Genomic DNA, 20,071 nt, shown 5'->3' with positions numbered 1-20,071 from the left:
GCCCCGGCAGGGTTTCAGGCGGCGAAAACTGCCGCGTCTGTCGGAGATGCACCTGCCGGTCGGCGGGCATCGGATGTGGCCGGCACTCGAGGATGTGCTGCTGTCCTTGAAGCGGGAGTTCGCGATCACGACGGCGCCGGAGTGGCGGGCGGTGATCGATGAGCGGCTGCGGAACTGGCGGGAGATCCAGTTGATGTCAGCGGTTCGTGACGCGCCTGAGGCTGCGGCGGAGGCGTTGCGGGCGCTGGGGTACACGGTGGAACCGCCGTCCGTGGTCCGGCCGCGGGCGCCGACCGAGGACGTCAAGCTGTAGCCCGGGGAGGGAGAACAGCGCGCCGGCCGAAACTCCCCGGATTCTCCCCGGGGCCGCTCGTGGCCAGCCCCCCGGAACACGGGGATCTTGGGGAGATTACGGATTGCAAGACCAAGGCATCGCGTAGCCTGGCGAAATGCTGACCGAGGTCGCCGCCACCCGCTACATCGCACCCCTGCGCTCCGGTGGCTCCGTGCCCGGGATCGTCGAGGCCGACGACCTCGGCACGTACGTCGTCAAGTTCACGGGGTCCGCGCAGGGGTGCAAGGCGTTGGTCGCCGAGGTGATCGTCGGCGAGCTGGCCCGTGCCCTGGGGCTGCGTTTCCCGGAGCTGGTCCTGGTCCACTTCGACCCGGCGATCGCCGACGGTGAGCCCCACCAGGAGGTGCGGGAGCTGCACTCCGGCAGCGCCGGGATCAACCTCGGCATGGACTACCTGCCGGGCGCGCGGGACTTCACTCCCGAACTCGCCGAGGTCTTCCCCGTCGATCCGGTGGAGGCCGGGCGGATCGTCTGGCTCGACGCGCTCACGGTGAACGTGGACCGGACCACGCACAGCTCCAACCTGATGGTCTGGCCCACGCTCGGCGTCACCCCGCCGCGCCTGTGGCTCATCGATCACGGGGCCGCGCTCGTCTTCCACCACCGCTGGGCCGCCTCCGACCCGGCGAAGGCGTACGACTTCCGCCACCACGCCCTCGGCCGCTACGCGCCCGACGTCCGCGCCGCCGACGCCGAACTCGCTCCCCGGGTGACCGGGGAACTGCTGCGGGCCGTCACCGCCGAGGTGCCCGACGCCTGGCTGGCCGACGACCCGGACTTCGCGACGCCCGACGCGGCCCGCGAGGCGTACGTGGCGTACCTCCACGCGCGCGTGCGGGCCTCCGCGGCGTGGCTGCCGACCGACTTCCCCGCCGCGGCGGAGCTGGCCGAGGAGAACGCGCGCCGGGCGGCCCGGACCCGGCAGGGTCGCCCGGACTGGCTCAAGCGCGTCCCCGACCTGCACGGCAAGCCGCAGGCGGCACAGGACTGGTCGGTGCATCTGGGATCACGGCCGGGATGAGGGCCGGGCCCTCTCTCCCCCCGCGTGCCCCGCGTCCCCTCTCAGGCCGTCGCCTGCTCGGGCACGACCAGGTCGAAGAAGCCCCAGTGCGACCCGGCGGGCAGGGTGCCCGACAGCATCCGGCCGCACTTCTGCGTCACGATGTGCGAGGAGCCCCGGTGCTGGCTTCCGGCGTGACTGTCGCGGAAGAAGCGCTGCAACGTGCCGTCCCGCATGACCTGCGCGCCCGCGAAACGGTGCACGAGTTGGCTGATCTCCACCGCGGTCCGGGAGGCGAGGCTGCAGGCGAGCCGCGACATCGTCTCCTGCTCGTCGTCCAGTTGGGCCTCGGCCGCGAGCGTCGACTCGTTGTCGCGCCAGGTCTCGCGCAGCAGTGCCATGGTGCCCCGGACGTGCGAGAAGTGCCGTGCGTACTCCGCGAAGAACTCGTCACTGGTGACCGGGGACCCCGCCGCGGGGTCCTTGCGCTGCGTCAGCTCGCGCAGTTCGTCGAGCATGCGGCGTCCGACCCCCTGGGACCAGGCCGCCTGATGCAGACCGGCCAGCAGAGCGGGACTCAGGCCGTGCAGGGAACGGCTCCGCCGGGCGTGCTGCGGGCCGGGGCGGAAGACGTAGGCGTCCTTGACCAGCAGGTTCTCGGCCTGGTAGTCGAGGCTCGCCGTCGCCCGCAGCCCGAGCATGTCCCAGTTGTCGCTGATCCGCAGGGCGGCGCGGGGAACCAGGCAGACCAGCCGCTCACCCGTTTCCTGGACGGTGACCGCGAGATTGAGGTGCGTGGCCATGGACACCCCGGCCGCGAACTGCCAGACCCCGCTCACCCGGTAGCCGCCGTCCTCCCGTACGGCCTGGCCGGTGAACGCGGTGGACTGCCCCGCCACCAGGGGAAACGTGTTCTGGGTGAAGAGTTCGGCCACCGCCTCGTCGCCCAGGTACGTGGCCGCGGCCGCCGTCTCGCTCACCACGGCGCGCACCAGCCACCCCAGCGAGGCGTCGGCGTGCGACAGCTTCTCCATCACCTGCAGGATCTGCAGGGGGGACGCCTCCATACCGCCGAGTCCGGCCGGCACCATCAACCCGAAGACTCCGCTGTCGCGGAGCGCGTCCTGCACCGCCGGAGTCGGACGCCGCAGACGCTCGCTGTCCGCGGCCTCGCTCTGCAACAGGGGGTAGATCTCGTCCAGCTGCTTCAGCAGCCCGGAGAAGTCCTCGTTCACCTGGGTCCGGACCGTCATGACCGGCTCCTCTCCGACTGCGCACCGCCGGCGGCGGCGCTCTCGGCCTCGGTCTCCTGGGCCAGGGCGCTCCACTGACCGCGGTAGAAGAGCAGGGGATTGGTGTCGTCCTGCTGGCCGTAGGACATCACGCGCCCGAGGACCAGGACGTGGTCCCCGCCGTCGTAACCCGCCCACGGGGTGCACTGGAAGTACGCCAGCGAACCGTTGATCCGCGGAGCGATGCCGTCGTCGACCCACTCGATGAGGTGGGCGTCCTGCGGCTTGCCCGCGAAGTGGAGGGCGGTGCCGAGCTGGTTGTCGCCGAGCACGTTGACCGCGAAGGGCCGCTCGAGCAGGTAGGTCAGGGCCCGCGAGGTCCGCTGCATCGAGACCAGCAGCAACGGTGGATCCAGGGACACCGAGGTGAAGGAGTTCACGGTGACGCCGTAGTAGCTGTCGCCGGACCGGTAGGTGAGCACGACGACGCCCGTGGCGAAGTTGCCCAGGGTGTTGCGAAGCAGGCGGGGATCGGCGAGCGAGGGGGTCGCGACGCTCGACGCGAGGGTCTTCGCGTCGGCGGCTTTCTCGTAGATCTCGGAGTCCCACATGATGTCGGTCATCCCGAACCTCCTGGAAATCGTGGGTCCGGCCCGTGCGGGCCGGGGTGGGCCGGCGGCCACGGCTGTGGGGCCGTGGCCGCCGGCGGGGTCAGACGGCCTCTTCGACGGCTTCCTCACCCGCGACGAACGTGGTGCCGGTGCCTTCGGGCAGCCAGGACCGCAGGACCGGGTAGGCGGCCAGGGCCAGTACGAACGACACCAGGAAGCCGAGGGCGAAGACTTCGGTGGCCATCAGCACCGTGCCGACCGCGGCGGACAGCGCCAGCGTGATGACACCGGCCCAGTTCCACTTCTCCACCCGGTGCGTGTCCCGGTCGTACCGTGCGCGCCGGACCAGGTAGTAGTCCGCGATCATCACGCCGCACATGCCGAGCGTCATGGAGCCCAGGTACGCCAGGTAGGCGGCGAACTGCTCCAGGATGCCGGCGGCGATCATCAGCAGGGCGATGACGTTTCCGATCACCACCATCGCCGCCCGGCCCGGCTTCCACCCGGTGAGGGAGTCGATCAGGTTGACCAGTGAGAGAGAGCCGGAGTAGGCGTTGATGGCCTGCGCCTTCGCCTGGGCGGCGTAGATGGTGATGAAGCCCATCCAGCCGGCGAAGACGACGAAGAAGGCGCCCGTGTTCTCCATGACGTACGTGCTGCCCGCGGCGGCGGCCGCTTCCTGGCTCAGGTCCGGATCGTGGGCCATGAGGTAGTCGATGACCTCGGGCATGCCGCCGATGACGACGAGCGATCCCAGGACGGTCATGATGACGTTCTGGGTGATCGGACCGGAGGCGGCCAGCACCGTCACGTCGCGGCGCGTGCGGCAGTACCGGGCGAAGTCCGTGGTGACCAGGGCGATGGTTCCCGCCGTGGCGCCCATGACTCCGATCGCGGCTTCGGCCTTGGGCCAGAAACCGCCGGGGACGACACCGCCGTAGGCGAACACGTCCATCGGGTCGGCGCCCTGGATCACGTAGATGTGCACGATCATGTAGATCGTGACCAGGAGCGTGATCACGGTCAGGGCGGCCGACGCCTGCAGGGCGAGTTTGAGGCCGAAGATGGCCAGAGCGATCCACGTCAGCGTCATGAGGCCGTAGAGGAGGACGCGCATCGGCCAGGAGTCGGGCAGGTCGAACATCAGCAGCGTGCCCTGGTAGAGCAGGGCGGACTCCATGGCCAGGAAGCCGAGGATCATGAACGCGAAGATGATCGAGCCGATCGACGAGCCCATGAAGCCGAACCCGAAGAACCGGGAGGTGATGGTGCTCGACATGCCGGTTTCGAAGGCCATCCGGCCGAGGGCCTTGCCGAGGAACACGGCGAAGGCCGCGACGAGGACACCGACGAGCATGCCGATGGCGAAACCGGCCAGGACGACGGTGAAGCCCGCGATGGCGAAGATGACGAGGGCGGTGGCGACGCTGACCGGGCTGAGGGAGAGCTGGTAGCCGCTCCTCCGCTCGCTCAGCGGCACACTGACCAGGGCATGGTCCTCCGCGGCGGTCGCCAGTGCAGAATCGGTGGATCTGGGATTTCTGGTTGGTGAGGACACAGTTCCTACCCCCGAGGGATATGGCGCCCACGGCCACTTCTCACAGTGGGACGCGCCTAAGTCGCTGAGAACGCTCAGTCGACGCTGCAGCCGGCCACCGCGATGGCCTCGATCTCGAGCAGGATCTCCGGCTTGGCGAGAGCGGAGACCTCGACCAGGGAGCACGCCGGGAAGTCGCCGGAGAAGAACTCCTGACGGGCCTTCCACACCCCGGCGTTGTCCCCCATGTCCGTGACGAAGATCGTCATCTTGACGATGTCGTCCATGACCGCGCCGGCCGCCTCGACCAGGTCCTTGATCTTCTGGAAGACGACCTTGGACTGGTCGTAGGCGGTGTCGCCGAGGACGCTCACCCCGTCCTGCCCGCGCGCGGTCATTCCGGAGATCAGGATCAGGTCGTCGACCCGCAGGCAGTTCGACCACATCTTGTCCGCCGGCTCACGCACGGCGTCGGAGATGAAACGTTTCTTCTTCATGGTGGTGGTCCTCACAGGTCGATCCGGTTGTCCCAGGCGGAGGTCCCGCCCCAGTTCACGCAGACGCTCTGGCGGCGCATGAAGCCCTTCCACGCGTCCGAGCCGGCGGTGCGGCCGCCCCCGGTCTCCTTCTCGCCGCCGAACGCGGAACCGACGTCGGCGCCCGTGGTGCCCATGTTGATCCGGACGATGCCGCAGTCACTGCCGCGGGCGGAGAGGAAGGTCTCGATGTTGGTCAGGTTCGTGCTGTGCATGCCCGAGGCGAGCCCCTGGGCGACGCCGTTGTGGATCTCGATGGCCTCCTCGAGATCGTCGTAGGTCAGCACGGAGACGATCGGCACGAAGGTCTCCGACTGGGCGATCTCGAAGTGCGGCTCGACACCCGTGACGATGGCCGGCTCGACGTACAGACCGGGGCGGTCGAGCACGTTGCCGCCGTACACCACGGTGGCCCCCTCGCGTTCGGCACCGGCGAGGACCTTCCGGTAGTCCTCCACCGCCTGCCGGTCGATCAGCGGGCCGACCACGGTGTCCGCATCGCGCGGGTCACCGACGGTGATCTGGTCGAAGGCCTTCTTCAGCAGCTCGACCAGTTCGTCCGCGATGCTCGTGTGGGCGATGATCCGGCGGGTGCTCGTGCAGCGCTGGCCCGTCGTGCCGACCACACCGAACGTCAGTGCCCTGGCGGCGAGTTCCAGGTCGGCGGTCTCGTCGACGATGCAGCCGTTGTTGCCCGAGCACTCCAGCTGGTACCGGCGGCCCAGCGTCGAGCCGACGATGTCGGCGACCTTGCGGCCCACCGTCGTCGAACCGGTGAACGAGATCATGGCGATCCGGGTGTCGGCGACCATCGTCTCGGCGACGGCGTTGTCGTCCGGGATGAACAGCGAGAACACGCCCTCGCAGCCCATCTCCGCCGCCGCCCGGTTGACCAGCTTCTGCACGGCGATCGCGGTCAGCGGCACCTTCGGGCTCGGCTTCCAGATCACCGTGTTGCCGGCGATCGCGGACAGGAACCCGTTCTGCGCCCACACGGCGGCCGGGAAGTTGTACGCGCTGATCAGCCCCACGACGCCCAGCGGCAGCCACTGGTCGTACATACGGTGCTCGACCCGCTGGGACTGCTGGGTGAAGCCGTACATCATCCGCGCCTGGCCGGCGGCCAGCGTCGACATGTCGACCGCCTCGCGGAGTTCGCCCTTGGCCTCCATCGTCGACTTGCCGGTGTCCAGCGAGACGACCGCGGCCAGGCTCTCCAGGTTCTCCTCGATCAACTGACCGATCCGGCGCACGAATTCACCGCGCCGCGGCGGCGGCACCATCCGCCAGCGCTTCTGGGTCTCGACGGCGGCGGCCACGAGCGTCTCGTAGTCCTGTCCGTCCGAGGCCGCGACCCGGCCCACGACCTCACCGTCGGCGGGACACTGCGCCTCGATGACCGGCCGTCCCTCGGTGGTGCCCCAGCCGATCGAGTCCCCATAGGTACCGGAGTGCACCTGGTCCAGGCCGAATTCGGCGAGGATCTTGTCGGTGTCGAACAGAGTCTTGGTGGTTTCGCTCATCATCGCTTTCCATCAACGTCGCGGGTTCGGCGGCAGTACGTCAAAGGGGCCGGCACCTCACTCCTTGGCAAGGAAGTCCCCGATGGTCTCGTCCGTGTGGTACTCGGGCTTCTCGTAGTAGTGCGGGCCGTCGTAGATCTCGATCAGCACGCTGCGCTCGTGCGCCAGGGTCGGGCCGTGCGGGTGGTCCTTCGGGTTCATGTAGAAGGAGCCCGGACGCAGCCTCAGGCCGGAGTCGGTGTACTCGTAGTCGCCCTCGAGGCAGTACATGAACTGGTTCGAGGCGTGCGTGTGCCTGGTCGGGATGGTGCCGCCCTTCTCGTACTCGAGCAGGGCGATGCTGGCTCCGGTCTCCGGGTTCTTGTGGAGGAAGTACTGGCGGAACCCGTAGTCGGGGTAGTCGATCCAGTCCTCGTCCTTGAGGCCGTCGAGGTCCGCGGCGTGGATCAGGACCTCGAGCGACTTCATGGTCTCGGGGTTGATGGTCATGGTTCACTCCCGTCCGGGGCGGCCGGCGGCCACCCACGCGTCGTATTCCCGGCGGCTTTCCGGCGTGGCGGGGAAGAGCCCGAAGAGGGACCGGCCACGCTGGATCTCCAGTGCCGCGAACTCCTCGTACGCGGCGGCGTCGGCGGCCTCCGCGGCGACCTCGGCGGCCAGTTCCCCGGGGATGACCGCGACGCCGTCGCTGTCGCCCAGCACCACGTCACCCGGGTAGACCGCCACCCCGCCGCAGCCGACGGGTTCGTCGAGTGCGACCGGGTGCAGGGCGATGGGGGTCGCCCGGGGCGCGTTGGCCCGCTGGTAGCACGGCAGACCGGTCTCCCCGACGGCCGCCGAGTCCCGGTAGCCGCCGTCGGTGACCACGCCCGACACACCGCGCTGCCTCAGCCGCGCCGCCATCATGTCGCCCATGGACGCGGCGGTCGTGCAGCCGAACGCGTCGATCACGAGCACCGCGCCGGGCGGGCACTCCTCCATCGCCCGCCGGTGCAGGTTCTCGCTGCTCGCGTAGTTGGCGAGGGTGTCGAGATCCTCACGTGCGGGGATGAACCGCAGTGTGTAGGCCGGCCCCACCAGCGGCGGCTGGTCGGCCGCCAGCGGCCGCACGCCGTTCATGATCACGTTCCGCAGGCCGCGCCGCAGCAGCATGTTGGCCACGGTGGCCGAACCCGCTCGCGCCAGTTGTGCGCGGACCTGCTCCGACAGCGGCCGGGCGCGGTCCGTGCCCGCTGCGCCGGTCACTGGAAGAACTCCAGGGGCGGGCGGTTCCCCCACTGGGTGGTCTCGCTGGCGGTGCCGTTGAACTTGGTCGGCCGGTGGTGGTGGTCGACGACGTCGCCGTCGGTGTAGTGCTCGATGCGGAAGCCGAACGGGTCCTTCCAGTAGTCGAAGATCTGGCTGCCGAGCAGATGGCGGCCGACCCCGACGTCGGAGGTGTACCCCTGCTGGAGGAGGTAGTCGTGCGACGACATCACCGCGTCCATGTCGGTGACCTCGAACGCGCTGTGGTGGATGCCCGCCCAGTCCGACTGCAGGACGAGCATGAAGTGGTGGTCCACCCGCTGCTCACCCAGGTCCAGCCGGACGAAGGTGCCGACGATCGGGCCCTGTTCGCCCGGCGGGACGAAGTAGTCCGAGGGGAGGAAGTCGAAGCGCTCGTTCAGCCAGGCCATCGACGCGTCGTGGTCCTTCACATGGAGCACGAAGTGACCCAGGCGTGCGATGGTGCACGGCGCGACGGACTGGCGGACGGCGGCGTTCACCCGGTTCTTGTCGCGGATGTTGTTCATGACGAAGGGGTCGCGGTCCGGGATCGGCTCGACCTTCCGCCGGCCCCAGACCGCCCGGATCTCGATGCCGTCGGGCATGGACATCGAGACCTCGTGGCCACCGCCGGGCTCCGTCGACTCCCGGACCGGGGAGGACCCCGGCTTCGCGGCGAGCTCGACCAGGTCGTCGTAGCCGGCGACCTCGATCGAGGCACCGATGAAGCGCTGCTTGTCGGCCTTGCGGGTCACATGGATGTGATGCTGGGTGCCCGTCCCCCGCATGTACAGGGTCCGGTCGTCGCTGCCCTCGGCCTTCACCATGCCGAACGCGGTCAGGAACTTCTCCATCACCCCGAGATCCGGTGCCTCGTAGGTGACGTGGGCAGCATCGATTGCCGTAGCCACGGGTCCTCCTGTGGTGGATGAGAGCGCGGCGGCACGCACGGAGCCGGCGCCGCCGGATGAGCCGGGGCTCCCGCTCCGGGCGGGAGCCGCGCAGGCGATCAGCCCTTGAGGGCCTTGAGGATGCTGACGTCGTCCGGGCCCTTGAGGTCCGGCACGGTCCAGCCGTCCAGGTCGTACTCGTCCATGGCGCTCTGCGCGAAGTCCTTGCAGTAGTCGAGGAGACCGCTGCCCCGGGCGCCGAACAGGTTGGTCTGACGCGTCACGTCGTTGCTGCCGATGTAGTTGATCTCGTACAGCTCGTGGCGGGCTCCGAACTCCGTGCCGATGGAGTCCCAGAGCATCTTCATGACCTTGACGCGCTCCTCCGCGTCGATGCCTCCCGTGCCGCGCACGTACGTGTCCAGGTAGCCGCGGATCTCGGGGGTCTTGAAGTCGTTCGCGTGGGAGTTGAGGTAGATCAGGCCGCTGGCCACGACCTGCTCGATGATGTTCTTGACCTTCGGCATGGCCAGCTGGTTCATCACCCGGTAGGCGCCGGCGAACTGCTGGTCGGGCTGGATCATGCCGCCCTTCCACGGCACCGCGCTCTTGGCCATCGCGTCCGACAGCGCCCAGAAGGTGTTGCGCCAGGCGATGACCTCACCGAGCTGGGACATGACGCCGTGGAACTGCCCCGCCCCGGTGACGTCGAGGGCGCGGGCCAGCATGCCGACCAGGAAGTCCATCTTGACGGCGAACCGGGTGCAGCCGTGCAGGGAGGCGCGCTCCAGATAACCCGAGTGGATGTTGTACTTGTTGGCCTGCTCCAGGTCGTTGTAGATGAACGCGTTCTCCCAGGGGACGAACACGTTGTCGAGGACCAGGATGGCGTCGTTCTCGTCCAGGCGGCTCGACAGCGGGTAGTCGAACGGGCTGCCCAGCACCGCCGCGCGGTACTCGTTGGACGTACGGCAGAGCAGCTTCACGCCGGGAGAGTTGGTGGGCATGATGAACACCGGCGAGAAGGCCGGGTCCTGCACGGCGACCTGGCCCACGTGACCGATGAAGGTGTAGTGCGTCAGGGCCGATCCGGTGGCCACCACCTTGGCGCCCGTGACGTAGAAGCCGGCGTCGGTCTCCTTGGTGACCCGGATGAACACGTCCTTGCCCGCGTCCGCGCCCATACCGCGGTCCACCGGCGGGTTCATGATGGCGTGGTTGATGTACCACGTCTTCTCCTGGGCCTTGCGGTACCAGGCGCGCGCGTTGTCCTCGAACCCGCGGTAGAACTCGGCGTTGGCGCCGAGGGTGCCGAGGAAACAGCCCTTGTAGTCGGGGGAGCGGCCCATCCAGCCCCAGGCGATCTTCTGCCACTCGGCGATGGCGTCGCGGGAGGCCACCTGCTCCTCGACGCTCTTGGGCGCCTGGTAGAAGCGGTGGGTGAAGCCTCCCCACTCCGTGGGCGCGGTGAGGATGTCCTTGCGCGCCGGGTCGTGCAGGGCGTCGTACATGCGCGCGATCATGCGGGCGGAGTTACGGAAGGCGGGGTGCTCCGCGATGTTCTCCACCCGCTCCCCGTAGATCCAGACCTCGCGGCCGTCGTCGAGGCTCTCGAGGTACTCGTCTCCGGTAAAGGGGAGATACTCGCGGCCGGAAGGGCTGTGGGCGGACTGTTCTGCATTTCCAGTCGTCATTGACCGGGCCCCTTCTTTTCGTGCGCGAAACCGGGGCAATCCCTCGGTTCGTGCAGCCAGGACGAGGGCAGCGATCGCGAGGTTTTCCCTCTCGATCCGAAGCTGTCTACGCCGTCGAATTGCCGGGAAGGCTGGCACGGCCGGTAAGGCGGGGCAAGAGAGGCGAGAAGAAAGCAAGGGCGCTCGGGGGTGTCGGCCGACGTCCTGTCCGTCGACTGCAGAGTGACCCGGAAACCACCTCTGACCAGGCAATTCGAGCGTCGGTGAGGGTGCCCGGGAGTAGACTGGAGACGCTGCGATGTGATGTGTATCACATAAAATTCACCGTAGTTCACAGGTTGTTTTCTTGACTTCTTCCTCTCTTTCCATACAGGGCTCCATGGGGGGGTGCAAAGTCGCGTGTATGGCTTGTTCACCGCCCAAGCGTGCGGCGGTGCTCGGCGACGGTGCGCGTCGCCTGCAGCCATCGCTCCATCAACGGCGTGATCTCGGCCCCGCGTTTCCACAGGAGCGTCGCCTGCATGGGTCTGAGCCATCGCGGGGGGTCGAGAAGGGCCATCGCGTCGCTCTTGCCGGCCATGCGCTCGGTCGCGGGGGCGACACCCAGCCCCGCGGCGACGAAAGCGAGCGCGGTCTGCGGTGTGGAGACCTCGATGACTTCGAAGGAGTCGTCGGCCGACAGGGCTTTCTCCGCGGCGTCGGGCATGCCCGAGAAAGCGGGAATCGGGGACGGGAGAATCCAACGTCCCCAACCCTTTCCGTCAGGGTGCTGTTCCTTTGCGCGATATTTCGGCACGGCAAGCTTGATGTTGATATCGATAACGGGAGACCATTCGCAGACGTCCGCGACGAATCCGGCGAATTGCGCGGGGGCGAACGGAACGCAGCCCATGTCCAGCTCGCCGGTCCGGATCCGTTGAACGATCACATCGGGAGTGACGTCGGTCAGAATCACCCGCGCGCTGGGAACCTGTTCGAGGAACTCCGCCAGGACATCGGCGATGATTTCGTTGATGACCATGGGCTCCACGCCGATGCGCAGATCTCCGGCCGCCCCCTCGGCCATCGACTTCAGCGTCTCGACCACTCGGTTCCGGTCGGCGAGCAGGCGCTCGCCCCTGGACAGCAGATGGAGTCCGGCCGGGGTGGGGTGGACGCCCTTCGCGGTCCGCTCGAGGAGGCGCACGCCGAGTTCCCGCTCCAGCTTCGCGATGGCGTGACTCACCGGCGGCTGTGTCATGTTCAGATTCTTGGCGGCCTGTGAAACCGAACCGGCCTCGACGACGGCCCTGAAGTATTCGAGTTGGCGGAAATCCATGCCGTCTGCATTTCACGGCTTCAGGTGAATGTCAACACATGACCTGTGAAATCGGAGAAGGAGGGACGGGTCGGTCAAATGGCGTGGCCCCGGGGTCTCCCGGGGCTACGGGCGGGGGTGGGCGTCAGCCCTGGAGCTGCTCGTACGCCGGCAGGGTGAGGAAATCGGCGTAGTCCTCGTCGAGGGACACCTTCAGGAGCAGGTCGTGGGCCTGCTTCCAGTGGCCCGCCGCGAAGGCCTCGTCGCCGGTCTCGGCGCGGATGTTCGCCAGTTCCCCGGCGGCGACCTTGCGGGTCAGTTCCGCGGTGACCCGCTCGCCGTTGTCGAGGACGACACCCGCGTTGATCCACTGCCAGATCTGGGAGCGGGAGATCTCGGCGGTGGCCGCGTCCTCCATCAGGTTGAAGATGGCGACCGCACCCGTGCCGCGCAGCCAGGCCTCGATGTAGCGGATGCCGACCTGGACGGCGTTGACCAGGCCCGCGTACGTCGGTCTGGCCTCCAGGGAGTCGATCGCGAGCAGGTCGGCGGCGCTGACGTCGACGTCCTCGCGCAGCCGGTCCTTCTGGTTCGGCTTGTCGCCCAGCACCCGGTCGAAGGACTCCATGGCGATCGGGACCAGGTCCGGGTGGGCGACCCAGGAGCCGTCGAAACCGTCGTTCGCCTCGCGGTCCTTGTCGGCGCGGACCTTCTCGAACGCGACCTTGTTGACCTCCGGGTCCCGGCGGGAGGGGATGAAGGCCGCCATACCGCCGATCGCGTGCGCGCCCCGCTTGTGGCAGGTGCGCACGAGGAGTTCGGTGTACGCCCGCATGAACGGGGCCGTCATCGTGACCGCGTTGCGGTCCGGGAGGACGAACCTGGCGCCGCCGTCACGGAAGTTCTTGACGATGGAGAACAGGTAGTCCCAGCGTCCCGCGTTCAGACCCGAGGCGTGCTCGCGCAGTTCGTAGAGGATCTCCTCCATCTCGTACGCGGCCGTGATCGTCTCGATGAGGACGGTGGCGCGGACGGCGCCCTGTGGGATGCCCAGGTGGTCCTGCGCGAAGACGAACACGTCGTTCCACAGGCGGGCTTCCAGATGGGACTCCGTCTTCGGGAGGTAGAAGTACGGTCCCTTGCCGAGGTCGAGGAGACGCTGGGCGTTGTGGAAGAAGTACAGCCCGAAGTCGACCAGGGCGCCGGGTACCCGGGTGCCGTCCGGGGCGGAGAGGTGCCGTTCGTCCAGGTGCCAGCCGCGCGGGCGCATGACGACCGTCGCCAGTTCCTCGGCCGGTTGCAGGGCGTAGGTCTTGCCGGACACCGCGTCGGTGAAGTCGATGGTCCGGGTGTAGGCGTTGATCAGGTTGAGCTGGCCGAGGACCACGTTCTCCCAGGTGGGCGCCGAGGCGTCCTCGAAGTCCGCGAGCCAGACCTTCGCGCCCGAGTTGAGGGCGTTGATGGTCATCTTGCGGTCGGTGGGGCCGGTGATCTCGACGCGCCGGTCGTTCAGGGCCTCGGGGGCCGGGGCCACCCTCCAGGAGTCGTCCGCGCGGACGGCGGCCGTCTCCGGGAGGAAGTCGAGCGTGGAGGTGCGGGCGATCTCGGCACGGCGCTCCGCCCGGCGGGCGAGGAGTTCGTCACGCCGGGGTGTGAACCGCCGGTGCAGCTCGGCCACGAAGGCGAGTGCCGCCTCGGTGAGGACCTCCTCCTGCCCGGGCAGGGGTTCGGCGTCGACGATGGCCAGCGGGGACGGCGCTGGTGCGGACATCAGCTGTCACTTCCTTCGGGCGGGCGCTCTGGGCAGTGGATAGTAGTTTCCTCATGGTGGAAGTTCAATGGTCTGTCGAGGCCGGGGTGGTCCGGGTCCAGGTGCTGCGGGCCGGGCCGGGCCGGGCCGCAGCGGCGCCGGGTGTCCCCCTCACCCGAGCTTCCCCCGAGTTCACTTGAGGCGGGTCAGGTCCTCCTCCGTGTCGATGTCGTAGGGCTCGGCCACGTCCCCGCACTCGACGAGGGTGATCCGGTCCGCGTGCTCCTTCAGGTAGGAGCGTGCCCCCCGGTCGCCGGTCGCGCTCGCGGCGACACCGGCCCAGTGCGCGGCCCCGAACAGGACCGGGTGACCGCGTACGCCGGCGTAGGTGGCCGAGGCGAGCGAATCCCGCGGCTCCCGCGCCGCGCGTGCGCCGAGCACCCGCGCGACCGCCCCCGGTCCGATCCCGGGCTGGTCGACCAGCAGGACCAGTGCGGCCCGTGCGTCCGTGCCGGTCAGCGAGGTGAGCCCGGCCCGCAGGGACGAGCCCATGCCCTGCTCCCACGCGGGGTTGTCGACGAGCACGCAGTCCGGCAGCGCGGCACGCGCACGCACCTCGTCCGCCCCCGCGCCGAGCACCACGTGGACGCGCTCGCAGCCGCCCTCGCGCAGGGACCGTACGGCGTGCTCCACCAGCGGCCGTCCCCGGTACGTCAGCAGCGCCTTGGGGCGGCCGCCCAGCCGTCGCCCGCCGCCCGCCGCGAGCAGCAGTCCCACGACCCGCTCCGGGGCCGCCTGTCCGGCGTTTGGGCTCCGCCGGTGCGGTGTGAGCGGCATGGGTGGCGTAGACGGCGTAGGTGGCGTAGGTGTTGTCACGGACTCTGCATACCGCACCCGTCGCCGGGTGTCCGTACGGCGCGATGTCACGCTGTGGAGCGCACCGATGACGCAGCGGACTGGCGCGGAGGGGACGGGGTGGCGTTTACTGGCGCGCACCGGCGACGGGGGCGTGGGGCCGGTGGGGAGAGGCGCACAGCGGTGCGTGAGGGGGAGGACCGTGTTGCGGAGCGTGGAGCAGAGGCGTGCGAGCGGCAGTCGTCAGGACGATCCACGGGTGACGGAGCTGCGCTCCGCCGTGTCCCGGCTGCGGCGCCGACTCGCGGCTTATCCTGCGGAGTTCTCTGATCGGAGCATTGCGGAGGAGGAGCTGGCCGCTCTGGACGCCCTGGTGGCGGACGGCGGTGCCGAGGTCCCCCGGTTGCGCCGTTCCCTGCTGCTGATCGCCGGTGCGATCGGCTCGGTGAGCGCGTTGGGCCCGGGGCTGCGGGAGGTGCGGGACGCGGTGGAACTGTTCGGACCGTCACCCCGGGATTGACGAACGGGCGTGCGGAGCGCCCCCGGAAAGGGGGGCGTGCGCGGGCGCTGAGGTCGAGGGGCGGCGGATCTGCCGGGGGGTGGCCGACCGGATCGGCCGACCGGATCGGGCGGCCGGGTCGGTCAGGCCGTCGGGCCGCCGCCCGGAGCGGTGAGCACCTCGGAGAGTTCCCTGGCCACCTGCTGGAGCACCGGCACGATCCGCTCCGTGGCCGAATCCGTGACCCGCCCTGCGGGGCCGGAGATCGAGATGGCCGCGGCGGTGGGGGAGTCGGGCACCGGGACGGCGAGGCAGCGCACGCCGATCTCCTGCTCGTTGTCGTCGATGGCGTAGCCCCGGCGGCGCACCTCGTCGAGCGCCGCCAGGAAGCCCTCCGGCGTGGTGATGGTCCTGTCCGTCGCGGCGGGCATCCCGGTACGGGCGAGCAGGGCCCGTACGTCCTCCGGCGGGAAACCGGCCAGCAGGGCCTTGCCCACTCCGGTGGAGTGCGGCAGGACGCGCCGGCCGACCTCGGTGAACATCCGCATGGAGTGCTTGGACGGAACCTGGGCGACGTACACGACCTCGTCCCCGTCGAGCAGTGCCATGTTCGCCGTCTCGCCCGTCTCCTCCACCAGGCGGGCGAGACAGGGGCGCGCCCAGGTGCCCAGCAGGCGGGAGGAGGACTCGCCGAGCCTGATCAGGCGCGGACCGAGCGCGTAACGGCGGTTGGGCTGCTGGCGCACATAACCGCAGGCGACGAGGGTGCGCATCAGGCGGTGGATGGTCGGCAGGGGCAGCCCGCTGCTCACCGACAGCTCGCTGAGGCCGACCTCGCCGCCCGCGTCCGCCATCCTTTCGAGCAGGTCGAAGGCGCGCTCGAGGGATTGGACCCCGCCGCCGGAGGCGGACCGGACGGAGCCGTTGGTGCTGGCGCTGGACGTCGGCACGGCGCGTTTCCTTTCGGGGCTGCTCGGGGCTGCGGGAAGGGGGAAGCCTACCCGGCGGCCGGTGGGCCGCCTGATGGCGTGTTACTGCATTCTGTCTGCCGGAAGTTTAATTCCGTCTCCCGGAAACTTCCAGGGAGCGGCCGTCGGCCGCCGTCCGGGCAGTGTGCCCCTTGACGGCGCGGGAGAGGGAGTGAAGACTCCTTCAACAGAAAGTTGAACTCCCGGGAAGCGCGCCGGTGGAAGGGAGGAGGGCACGGGTGGCCGACACCGAACGGGTGCTGCGCTCGACGCGCGTCGTCACTCCCGAGGGAACGCGGGCCGCGTCGGTCGCGGTCGCCGACGGCACCGTCACGGCCGTTCTGCCGTACGAGGCACCCCTCCCCGGGACGGCCCGCCTGACGGACCTCGGCGACGACGTCCTGCTGCCCGGCCTGGTCGACACCCATGTGCACGTCAACGACCCGGGCCGTACCGAGTGGGAGGGCTTCTGGACCGCCACCCGCGCGGCGGCGGCCGGCGGCATCACCACGCTCGTCGACATGCCGCTCAACTCCCTTCCGCCGACGACGACGGTCGGCCATCTGCGCACCAAGCAGCGGGCCGCCGCGAGCCGGGCCCATGTCGACGTCGGCTTCTGGGGCGGCGCCCTGCCCGGCAACGCCTTGGACCTGCGCCCGCTGCACGAGGCCGGGGTCTTCGGCTTCAAGGCGTTCCTGTCGCCGTCCGGCGTCGACGAGTTCCCGCACCTCGGTCCGGAGCAACTGGCCCGCACCCTGGCGGAGATCGCCGCCCTCGACGGGCTGCTGATCGTGCACGCCGAGGACCCGGGCCACCTCGCCGCCGCCCCGCGGTGCGGCGGCCCGAAGTACGCCGACTTCCTCGCCTCCCGTCCGCGCGACGCCGAGGACACCGCCGTCGCCCTGCTCCTCGCGCAGGCCAAGCGCCTCGACGCGCGCGTGCACATCCTGCATCTGTCCTCGAGCGACGCGCTGCCGCTGATCGCCGAGGCCAGGTCCGACGGGGTACGCGTCACCGTCGAGACCTGCCCCCACTACCTGACCCTCACCGCCGAGGAGGTCCCGGACGGCGCCAGCGAGTTCAAGTGCTGCCCGCCCATCCGTGAAGCCGCCAACCGGGACCCGCTCTGGCGGGCTCTGGCGGACGGCGTCATCGACTGCGTGGTCACCGACCACTCCCCGTCCACCGCCGACCTCAAGACCGCCGACTTCGCCACCGCCTGGGGCGGCATCTCCGGCCTCCAGCTCAGCCTGCCCGCCGTCTGGACCGAGGCCCGCGGACGGGGCCACGGCCTGGAGGACGTCGTGCGCTGGATGTCGACGCGCCCGGCGGAACTGGTCGGCCTCGGCACCCGCAAGGGCGCCATCGCGCCCGGCCGCGACGCCGACTTCGCCGTCCTCGCCCCCGACGAGACCTTCACCGTCGACCCCGAAGGGCTCCAGCACCGCAACCCGGTGACGGCGTACGCGGGCAGGACCCTGTACGGCGTGGTGAAGTCCACCTGGCTGCGCGGCCGGCGCGTCATGACCGACGGCGAGTTCACCGCACCGAAGGGCCGCCTGCTCACCCGCCTCCCCTGACGCCGGCCGCCATCCGGCGTCGAATTCCGGTCGACCTCGAACTTTTGGCTTCCCACCCCCGAAAGGCAGGATCGGACCACCGTGACGGCGCAGCACCCCTCCCCGTGGCCCCGCTTCAGCGGCCCCGCGGCCCCCTACGGCGGCGGTGACCCGTACGCGGACTACCGCACCGCCGACTTCCCCTTCGCCGGCCTCACCGATCTCGCCGACCGCCGGCTCGGCGCCGGTGTCGTCGCCGCCAACGACGAGTTCTTCGCCCAGCGCGAGAACCTGCTGCTGCCCGAGCGCCCCCTGTTCGACCCGGAGCACTTCGGGCACAAGGGCAAGATCATGGACGGCTGGGAGACCCGGCGCCGCCGCGGCCCCTCCGCCGGGCAGCCCTGGCCGGCGGCCGAGGACCACGACTGGGCGCTGATCCGCCTCGGCGCACCCGGAGTCGTCCGCGGCATCGTCGTCGACACCGCCCACTTCCGCGGCAACCACCCCCAGGCCGTGTCGGTCGAGGGCGCCTCGGTGTCCGGTTCCCCGGCACCGAAGGAACTGCTCTCGGACGGGGTGCGGTGGACGACGCTGCTCCCGCGCACCCCGGTGGGCGGCCACGCCGCCAACGGCTTCGCCGTCCCGGCCGGGCGGCGCCTCACCCACCTGCGGCTGTCCCAGTACCCCGACGGCGGCATCGCGCGCCTGCGCGTGTACGGCGACGTCGTCCCGGACCCCGGGTGGCTGGAGGCCCTGGGCACCTTCGACGTCGTCGCCCTGGAGAACGGCGGCCGGGTCGAGGACGCGTCCGACCGCTTCTACTCACCGGCCGCGAACACCATCCGGCCCGGCCGCTCCCGCAAAATGGACGACGGCTGGGAGACCCGGCGCCGCCGGGACCGGGGCCACGACTGGATCCGCTACCGGCTCACCGGCCAGGCGCTGATCCGCGCCCTCGAGATCGACACGGCGTACCTGAAGGGGAACAGCGCCGGCTGGGCCTCGGTGTCGGTACGGGACGCCGAGGGCGGCGCGGCCGAGGGAGCGGGAACAAGCGGGGCCGACGGCTGGCGGGAGATCCTGCCCCGTACCCGCCTCCAGCCCGACACCGAGCACCGCTTCGTCCTCCCCGCCCCGGTGATCGGTACGCACGCGCGCGTGGACGTCTTCCCCGACGGCGGCATCTCCCGGCTGCGCCTGTTCGGCTCGCTGACCGAACAGGGCGCGACCGCCCTGGCCGCCCGCCACCGGGAACCGGCCGACTGACCGCCGAGACCCGACGCGGCTCGCCGGGTTGCGGCGGGTCAGCACATCACGTCTGTCACGCCGAGTGGCCGCCGTTCACCGGGAACTCCACGCCGGTGACGGCCGAGTCCGAGCCCTCCCGGGCGAGCCGCAGCCCCGTCGCCGCGCCGCTGTCCCGGCTGCCGCCGGTGAGCCGGCGCCACCTTGTCGAGAGGACCGGTGTCGAGGCCGCCTCCGGCGTCGGCCGCTCTGCCCGGAGGACGTCCGGGAGTCCCGACGTGCAGTGCCGCGTCACTCGCCGGGCAGGGCGAGCAGTCGTTCGATCGTGCGCAGGACGCCGTCCTCGTTGTTGGACGGGGCGACGTGGCGGGCGCGGGCCAGGACGTCGGGGTGTGCGTTGGCCATGGCGAAGGACCACTCGGCGGCGTCGAGCATCTCCAGGTCGTTGAGGTAGTCGCCGAACACCAGCGTCTGGGCCGGGGTGATGCCCAGCTCACGCTGGACGCGGCGCAGGGCGGTGCCCTTGTCGGCGGTCCGGTTCATCACGTCGACCCAGTGCTCGCTGGAGACGACGACCCGGTGGGTGGAGGTGAACTCGGTCAGGGCCGGTGCGATGGTGCGGGCCGCGGGGGCGAAACCGAATATCGCGATCTTGTTGATCTCGTCGTCGACGGCGGTGGCGTCCGCGACGTTCCGGTGGGCGACGTAGTACTGCTCGACCTTGGCGAGGAAGGCCGCGTCGGTGCGCTCGGTGTAGGCGTGGCGCTTGCCGCAGACGACGACACCGACGTCCGTGCCGTCGTCCGCGAGTCGGCGCACCGTCCTGACGAGCCGGGCGGCGACGGCGGGGGCCAGCGGGTCGGAGGCCAGTTCGACGCCGTCGCGGACCACCTGGGTGCCGTTCTCCGCGATGAAGACCATGCCGTCGTCGAAGCCCTCGAACAGGCGGGCGAGGGTGGCGTACTGGCGGCCGCTCGCCGGGCTGAACAGCACCCCGCGCTCGCGCAGCCGCGCCACCGTCCGGCGCAGCCGCCGCGGCGGATTCCCGGCGTCGTCCAGGAGGGTGCCGTCCATGTCGGTGACGACGAGCCTGATGTCGACCGGCGCACCGGGCAGGTGGGGGAGGTCGGCGGACGCGGTGGGCGCGGTCATGGACGGGTCCTGTTCTGCATCTTCGGGGACGGTTTCGGCGGGGCCGTGCACCCATTCTAGTAAGGACCCTTGCCCAACCTGTCGGGGCGGCCGACGCTCCCT

Annotated in this window: 19 protein-coding genes and 1 pseudogene; 5 read left to right on the top strand and 15 right to left on the bottom strand. The window is 70.1% G+C overall.

The window, feature by feature from the left end; all coding sequences use genetic code 11:
- Positions 1 to 46 precede the first annotated feature (46 nt).
- Together PYS65_RS06800 and PYS65_RS06795 are read left to right on the top strand one after the other, a co-directional pair.
- Positions 47 to 313, top strand: coding sequence for a hypothetical protein (locus PYS65_RS06800; RefSeq protein WP_279332881.1), 267 nt, complete (start codon positions 47 to 49; stop codon positions 311 to 313).
- Positions 314 to 449: 136 nt separating this feature from the next.
- Positions 450 to 1,376 carry a HipA family kinase gene (locus PYS65_RS06795; protein ID WP_279332880.1) on the top strand — a complete coding sequence of 309 codons (927 nt, stop codon included), beginning with the start codon at positions 450 to 452 and terminating at the stop codon, positions 1,374 to 1,376.
- Between the two features lie 41 nt (positions 1,377 to 1,417).
- On the opposite strand, the gene PYS65_RS06790 is transcribed toward PYS65_RS06795, so the two are convergent.
- The 12 genes from PYS65_RS06790 to PYS65_RS06735 all read right to left on the bottom strand — a co-directional run bounded on the left by PYS65_RS06790 (position 1,418) and on the right by PYS65_RS06735 (position 14,528).
- Positions 1,418 to 2,608, bottom strand: a complete 1,191-nt coding sequence (locus PYS65_RS06790) for an acyl-CoA dehydrogenase family protein (protein WP_279332879.1) — start codon at positions 2,606 to 2,608, stop codon at positions 1,418 to 1,420.
- A complete protein-coding gene (locus PYS65_RS06785; protein WP_279332878.1) occupies positions 2,605 to 3,210 on the bottom strand; it encodes a flavin reductase family protein in 606 nt (201 codons plus the stop codon). The genes PYS65_RS06790 and PYS65_RS06785 overlap by 4 nt, the downstream gene beginning before the upstream one ends.
- Positions 3,211 to 3,298: 88 nt before the next feature.
- Positions 3,299 to 4,678 carry a purine-cytosine permease family protein gene (locus PYS65_RS06780; RefSeq protein ID WP_279332877.1) on the bottom strand — a complete coding sequence of 460 codons (1,380 nt, stop codon included), beginning with the start codon at positions 4,676 to 4,678 and terminating at the stop codon, positions 3,299 to 3,301.
- Between the two features lie 152 nt (positions 4,679 to 4,830).
- The gene (locus PYS65_RS06775) at positions 4,831 to 5,232 is read right to left on the bottom strand and encodes a RidA family protein (protein ID WP_279332876.1); all 402 of its coding nucleotides are present in this window, start codon (positions 5,230 to 5,232) and stop codon (positions 4,831 to 4,833) included.
- 11 nt (positions 5,233 to 5,243) lie between these two features.
- The gene (locus PYS65_RS06770; protein WP_279332875.1) at positions 5,244 to 6,794 is read right to left on the bottom strand and encodes an aldehyde dehydrogenase family protein; all 1,551 of its coding nucleotides are present in this window, start codon (positions 6,792 to 6,794) and stop codon (positions 5,244 to 5,246) included.
- Positions 6,795 to 6,851: 57 nt separating this feature from the next.
- Positions 6,852 to 7,283 carry a cupin domain-containing protein gene (locus PYS65_RS06765; RefSeq protein WP_279332874.1) on the bottom strand — a complete coding sequence of 144 codons (432 nt, stop codon included), beginning with the start codon at positions 7,281 to 7,283 and terminating at the stop codon, positions 6,852 to 6,854.
- Positions 7,284 to 7,286: 3 nt separating this feature from the next.
- Positions 7,287 to 8,039, bottom strand: coding sequence for an RraA family protein (locus PYS65_RS06760; RefSeq protein WP_279332873.1), 753 nt, complete (start codon positions 8,037 to 8,039; stop codon positions 7,287 to 7,289).
- Positions 8,036 to 8,971, bottom strand: a complete 936-nt coding sequence (locus tag PYS65_RS06755; RefSeq protein ID WP_279332872.1) for a VOC family protein — start codon at positions 8,969 to 8,971, stop codon at positions 8,036 to 8,038. Before PYS65_RS06755 ends, PYS65_RS06760 begins: the two co-directional genes overlap by 4 nt.
- A gap of 98 nt (positions 8,972 to 9,069) precedes the next feature.
- Positions 9,070 to 10,644 carry a 4-hydroxyphenylacetate 3-hydroxylase N-terminal domain-containing protein gene (locus tag PYS65_RS06750; protein ID WP_279332871.1) on the bottom strand — a complete coding sequence of 525 codons (1,575 nt, stop codon included), beginning with the start codon at positions 10,642 to 10,644 and terminating at the stop codon, positions 9,070 to 9,072.
- Between the two features lie 412 nt (positions 10,645 to 11,056).
- Positions 11,057 to 11,962 carry a LysR family transcriptional regulator gene (locus PYS65_RS06745; RefSeq protein ID WP_279332870.1) on the bottom strand — a complete coding sequence of 302 codons (906 nt, stop codon included), beginning with the start codon at positions 11,960 to 11,962 and terminating at the stop codon, positions 11,057 to 11,059.
- A gap of 124 nt (positions 11,963 to 12,086) precedes the next feature.
- Positions 12,087 to 13,712 carry a malate synthase A gene (aceB, locus tag PYS65_RS06740; RefSeq protein ID WP_279332869.1) on the bottom strand — a complete coding sequence of 542 codons (1,626 nt, stop codon included), beginning with the start codon at positions 13,710 to 13,712 and terminating at the stop codon, positions 12,087 to 12,089.
- 171 nt (positions 13,713 to 13,883) lie between these two features.
- The gene (locus PYS65_RS06735) at positions 13,884 to 14,528 is read right to left on the bottom strand and encodes a nucleotidyltransferase family protein (protein ID WP_279332868.1); all 645 of its coding nucleotides are present in this window, start codon (positions 14,526 to 14,528) and stop codon (positions 13,884 to 13,886) included.
- A 277-nt stretch (positions 14,529 to 14,805) separates the two neighbouring features.
- Here PYS65_RS06735 and PYS65_RS06730 point away from each other — a divergent pair, with 277 nt between their 5' ends.
- Complete coding sequence (locus PYS65_RS06730; protein ID WP_279332867.1) at positions 14,806 to 15,066, top strand: DUF5955 family protein; 261 nt, start codon at positions 14,806 to 14,808, stop codon at positions 15,064 to 15,066.
- A 122-nt stretch (positions 15,067 to 15,188) separates the two neighbouring features.
- Here the strand turns inward: PYS65_RS06730 and PYS65_RS06725 are convergent, their stop codons facing one another.
- Positions 15,189 to 15,995 carry an IclR family transcriptional regulator gene (locus PYS65_RS06725; RefSeq protein WP_279332866.1) on the bottom strand — a complete coding sequence of 269 codons (807 nt, stop codon included), beginning with the start codon at positions 15,993 to 15,995 and terminating at the stop codon, positions 15,189 to 15,191.
- Positions 15,996 to 16,252: 257 nt separating this feature from the next.
- Here PYS65_RS06725 and allB point away from each other — a divergent pair, with 257 nt between their 5' ends.
- Together allB and alc are read left to right on the top strand one after the other, a co-directional pair.
- Positions 16,253 to 17,593 (top strand): allantoinase AllB, encoded by a 1,341-nt coding sequence (gene allB, locus PYS65_RS06720; RefSeq protein WP_279332865.1) that lies wholly within the window; start codon positions 16,253 to 16,255, stop codon positions 17,591 to 17,593.
- Positions 17,594 to 17,674: 81 nt separating this feature from the next.
- Entirely contained in the window at positions 17,675 to 18,838 is a 1,164-nt protein-coding gene (gene alc, locus PYS65_RS06715) for an allantoicase (RefSeq protein ID WP_279332864.1), read from the top strand.
- 88 nt (positions 18,839 to 18,926) lie between these two features.
- Here alc and PYS65_RS35115 read toward each other — a convergent pair.
- Positions 18,927 to 19,010 (bottom strand): annotated as a pseudogene (locus PYS65_RS35115) (oxidoreductase); the annotation flags it as partial.
- A 98-nt stretch (positions 19,011 to 19,108) separates the two neighbouring features.
- Entirely contained in the window at positions 19,109 to 19,969 is an 861-nt protein-coding gene (locus tag PYS65_RS06710; RefSeq protein WP_279332863.1) for a Cof-type HAD-IIB family hydrolase, read from the bottom strand.
- Positions 19,970 to 20,071 lie beyond the last annotated feature (102 nt).

The sequence above is a fragment of the Streptomyces cathayae genome (genome assembly GCF_029760955.1).
Taxonomy (GTDB): domain Bacteria; phylum Actinomycetota; class Actinomycetes; order Streptomycetales; family Streptomycetaceae; genus Streptomyces; species Streptomyces cathayae.
The sequence above is the reverse complement of the archived record's forward strand: the minus strand, read 5'-3'. Positions and strand labels throughout refer to the sequence as shown.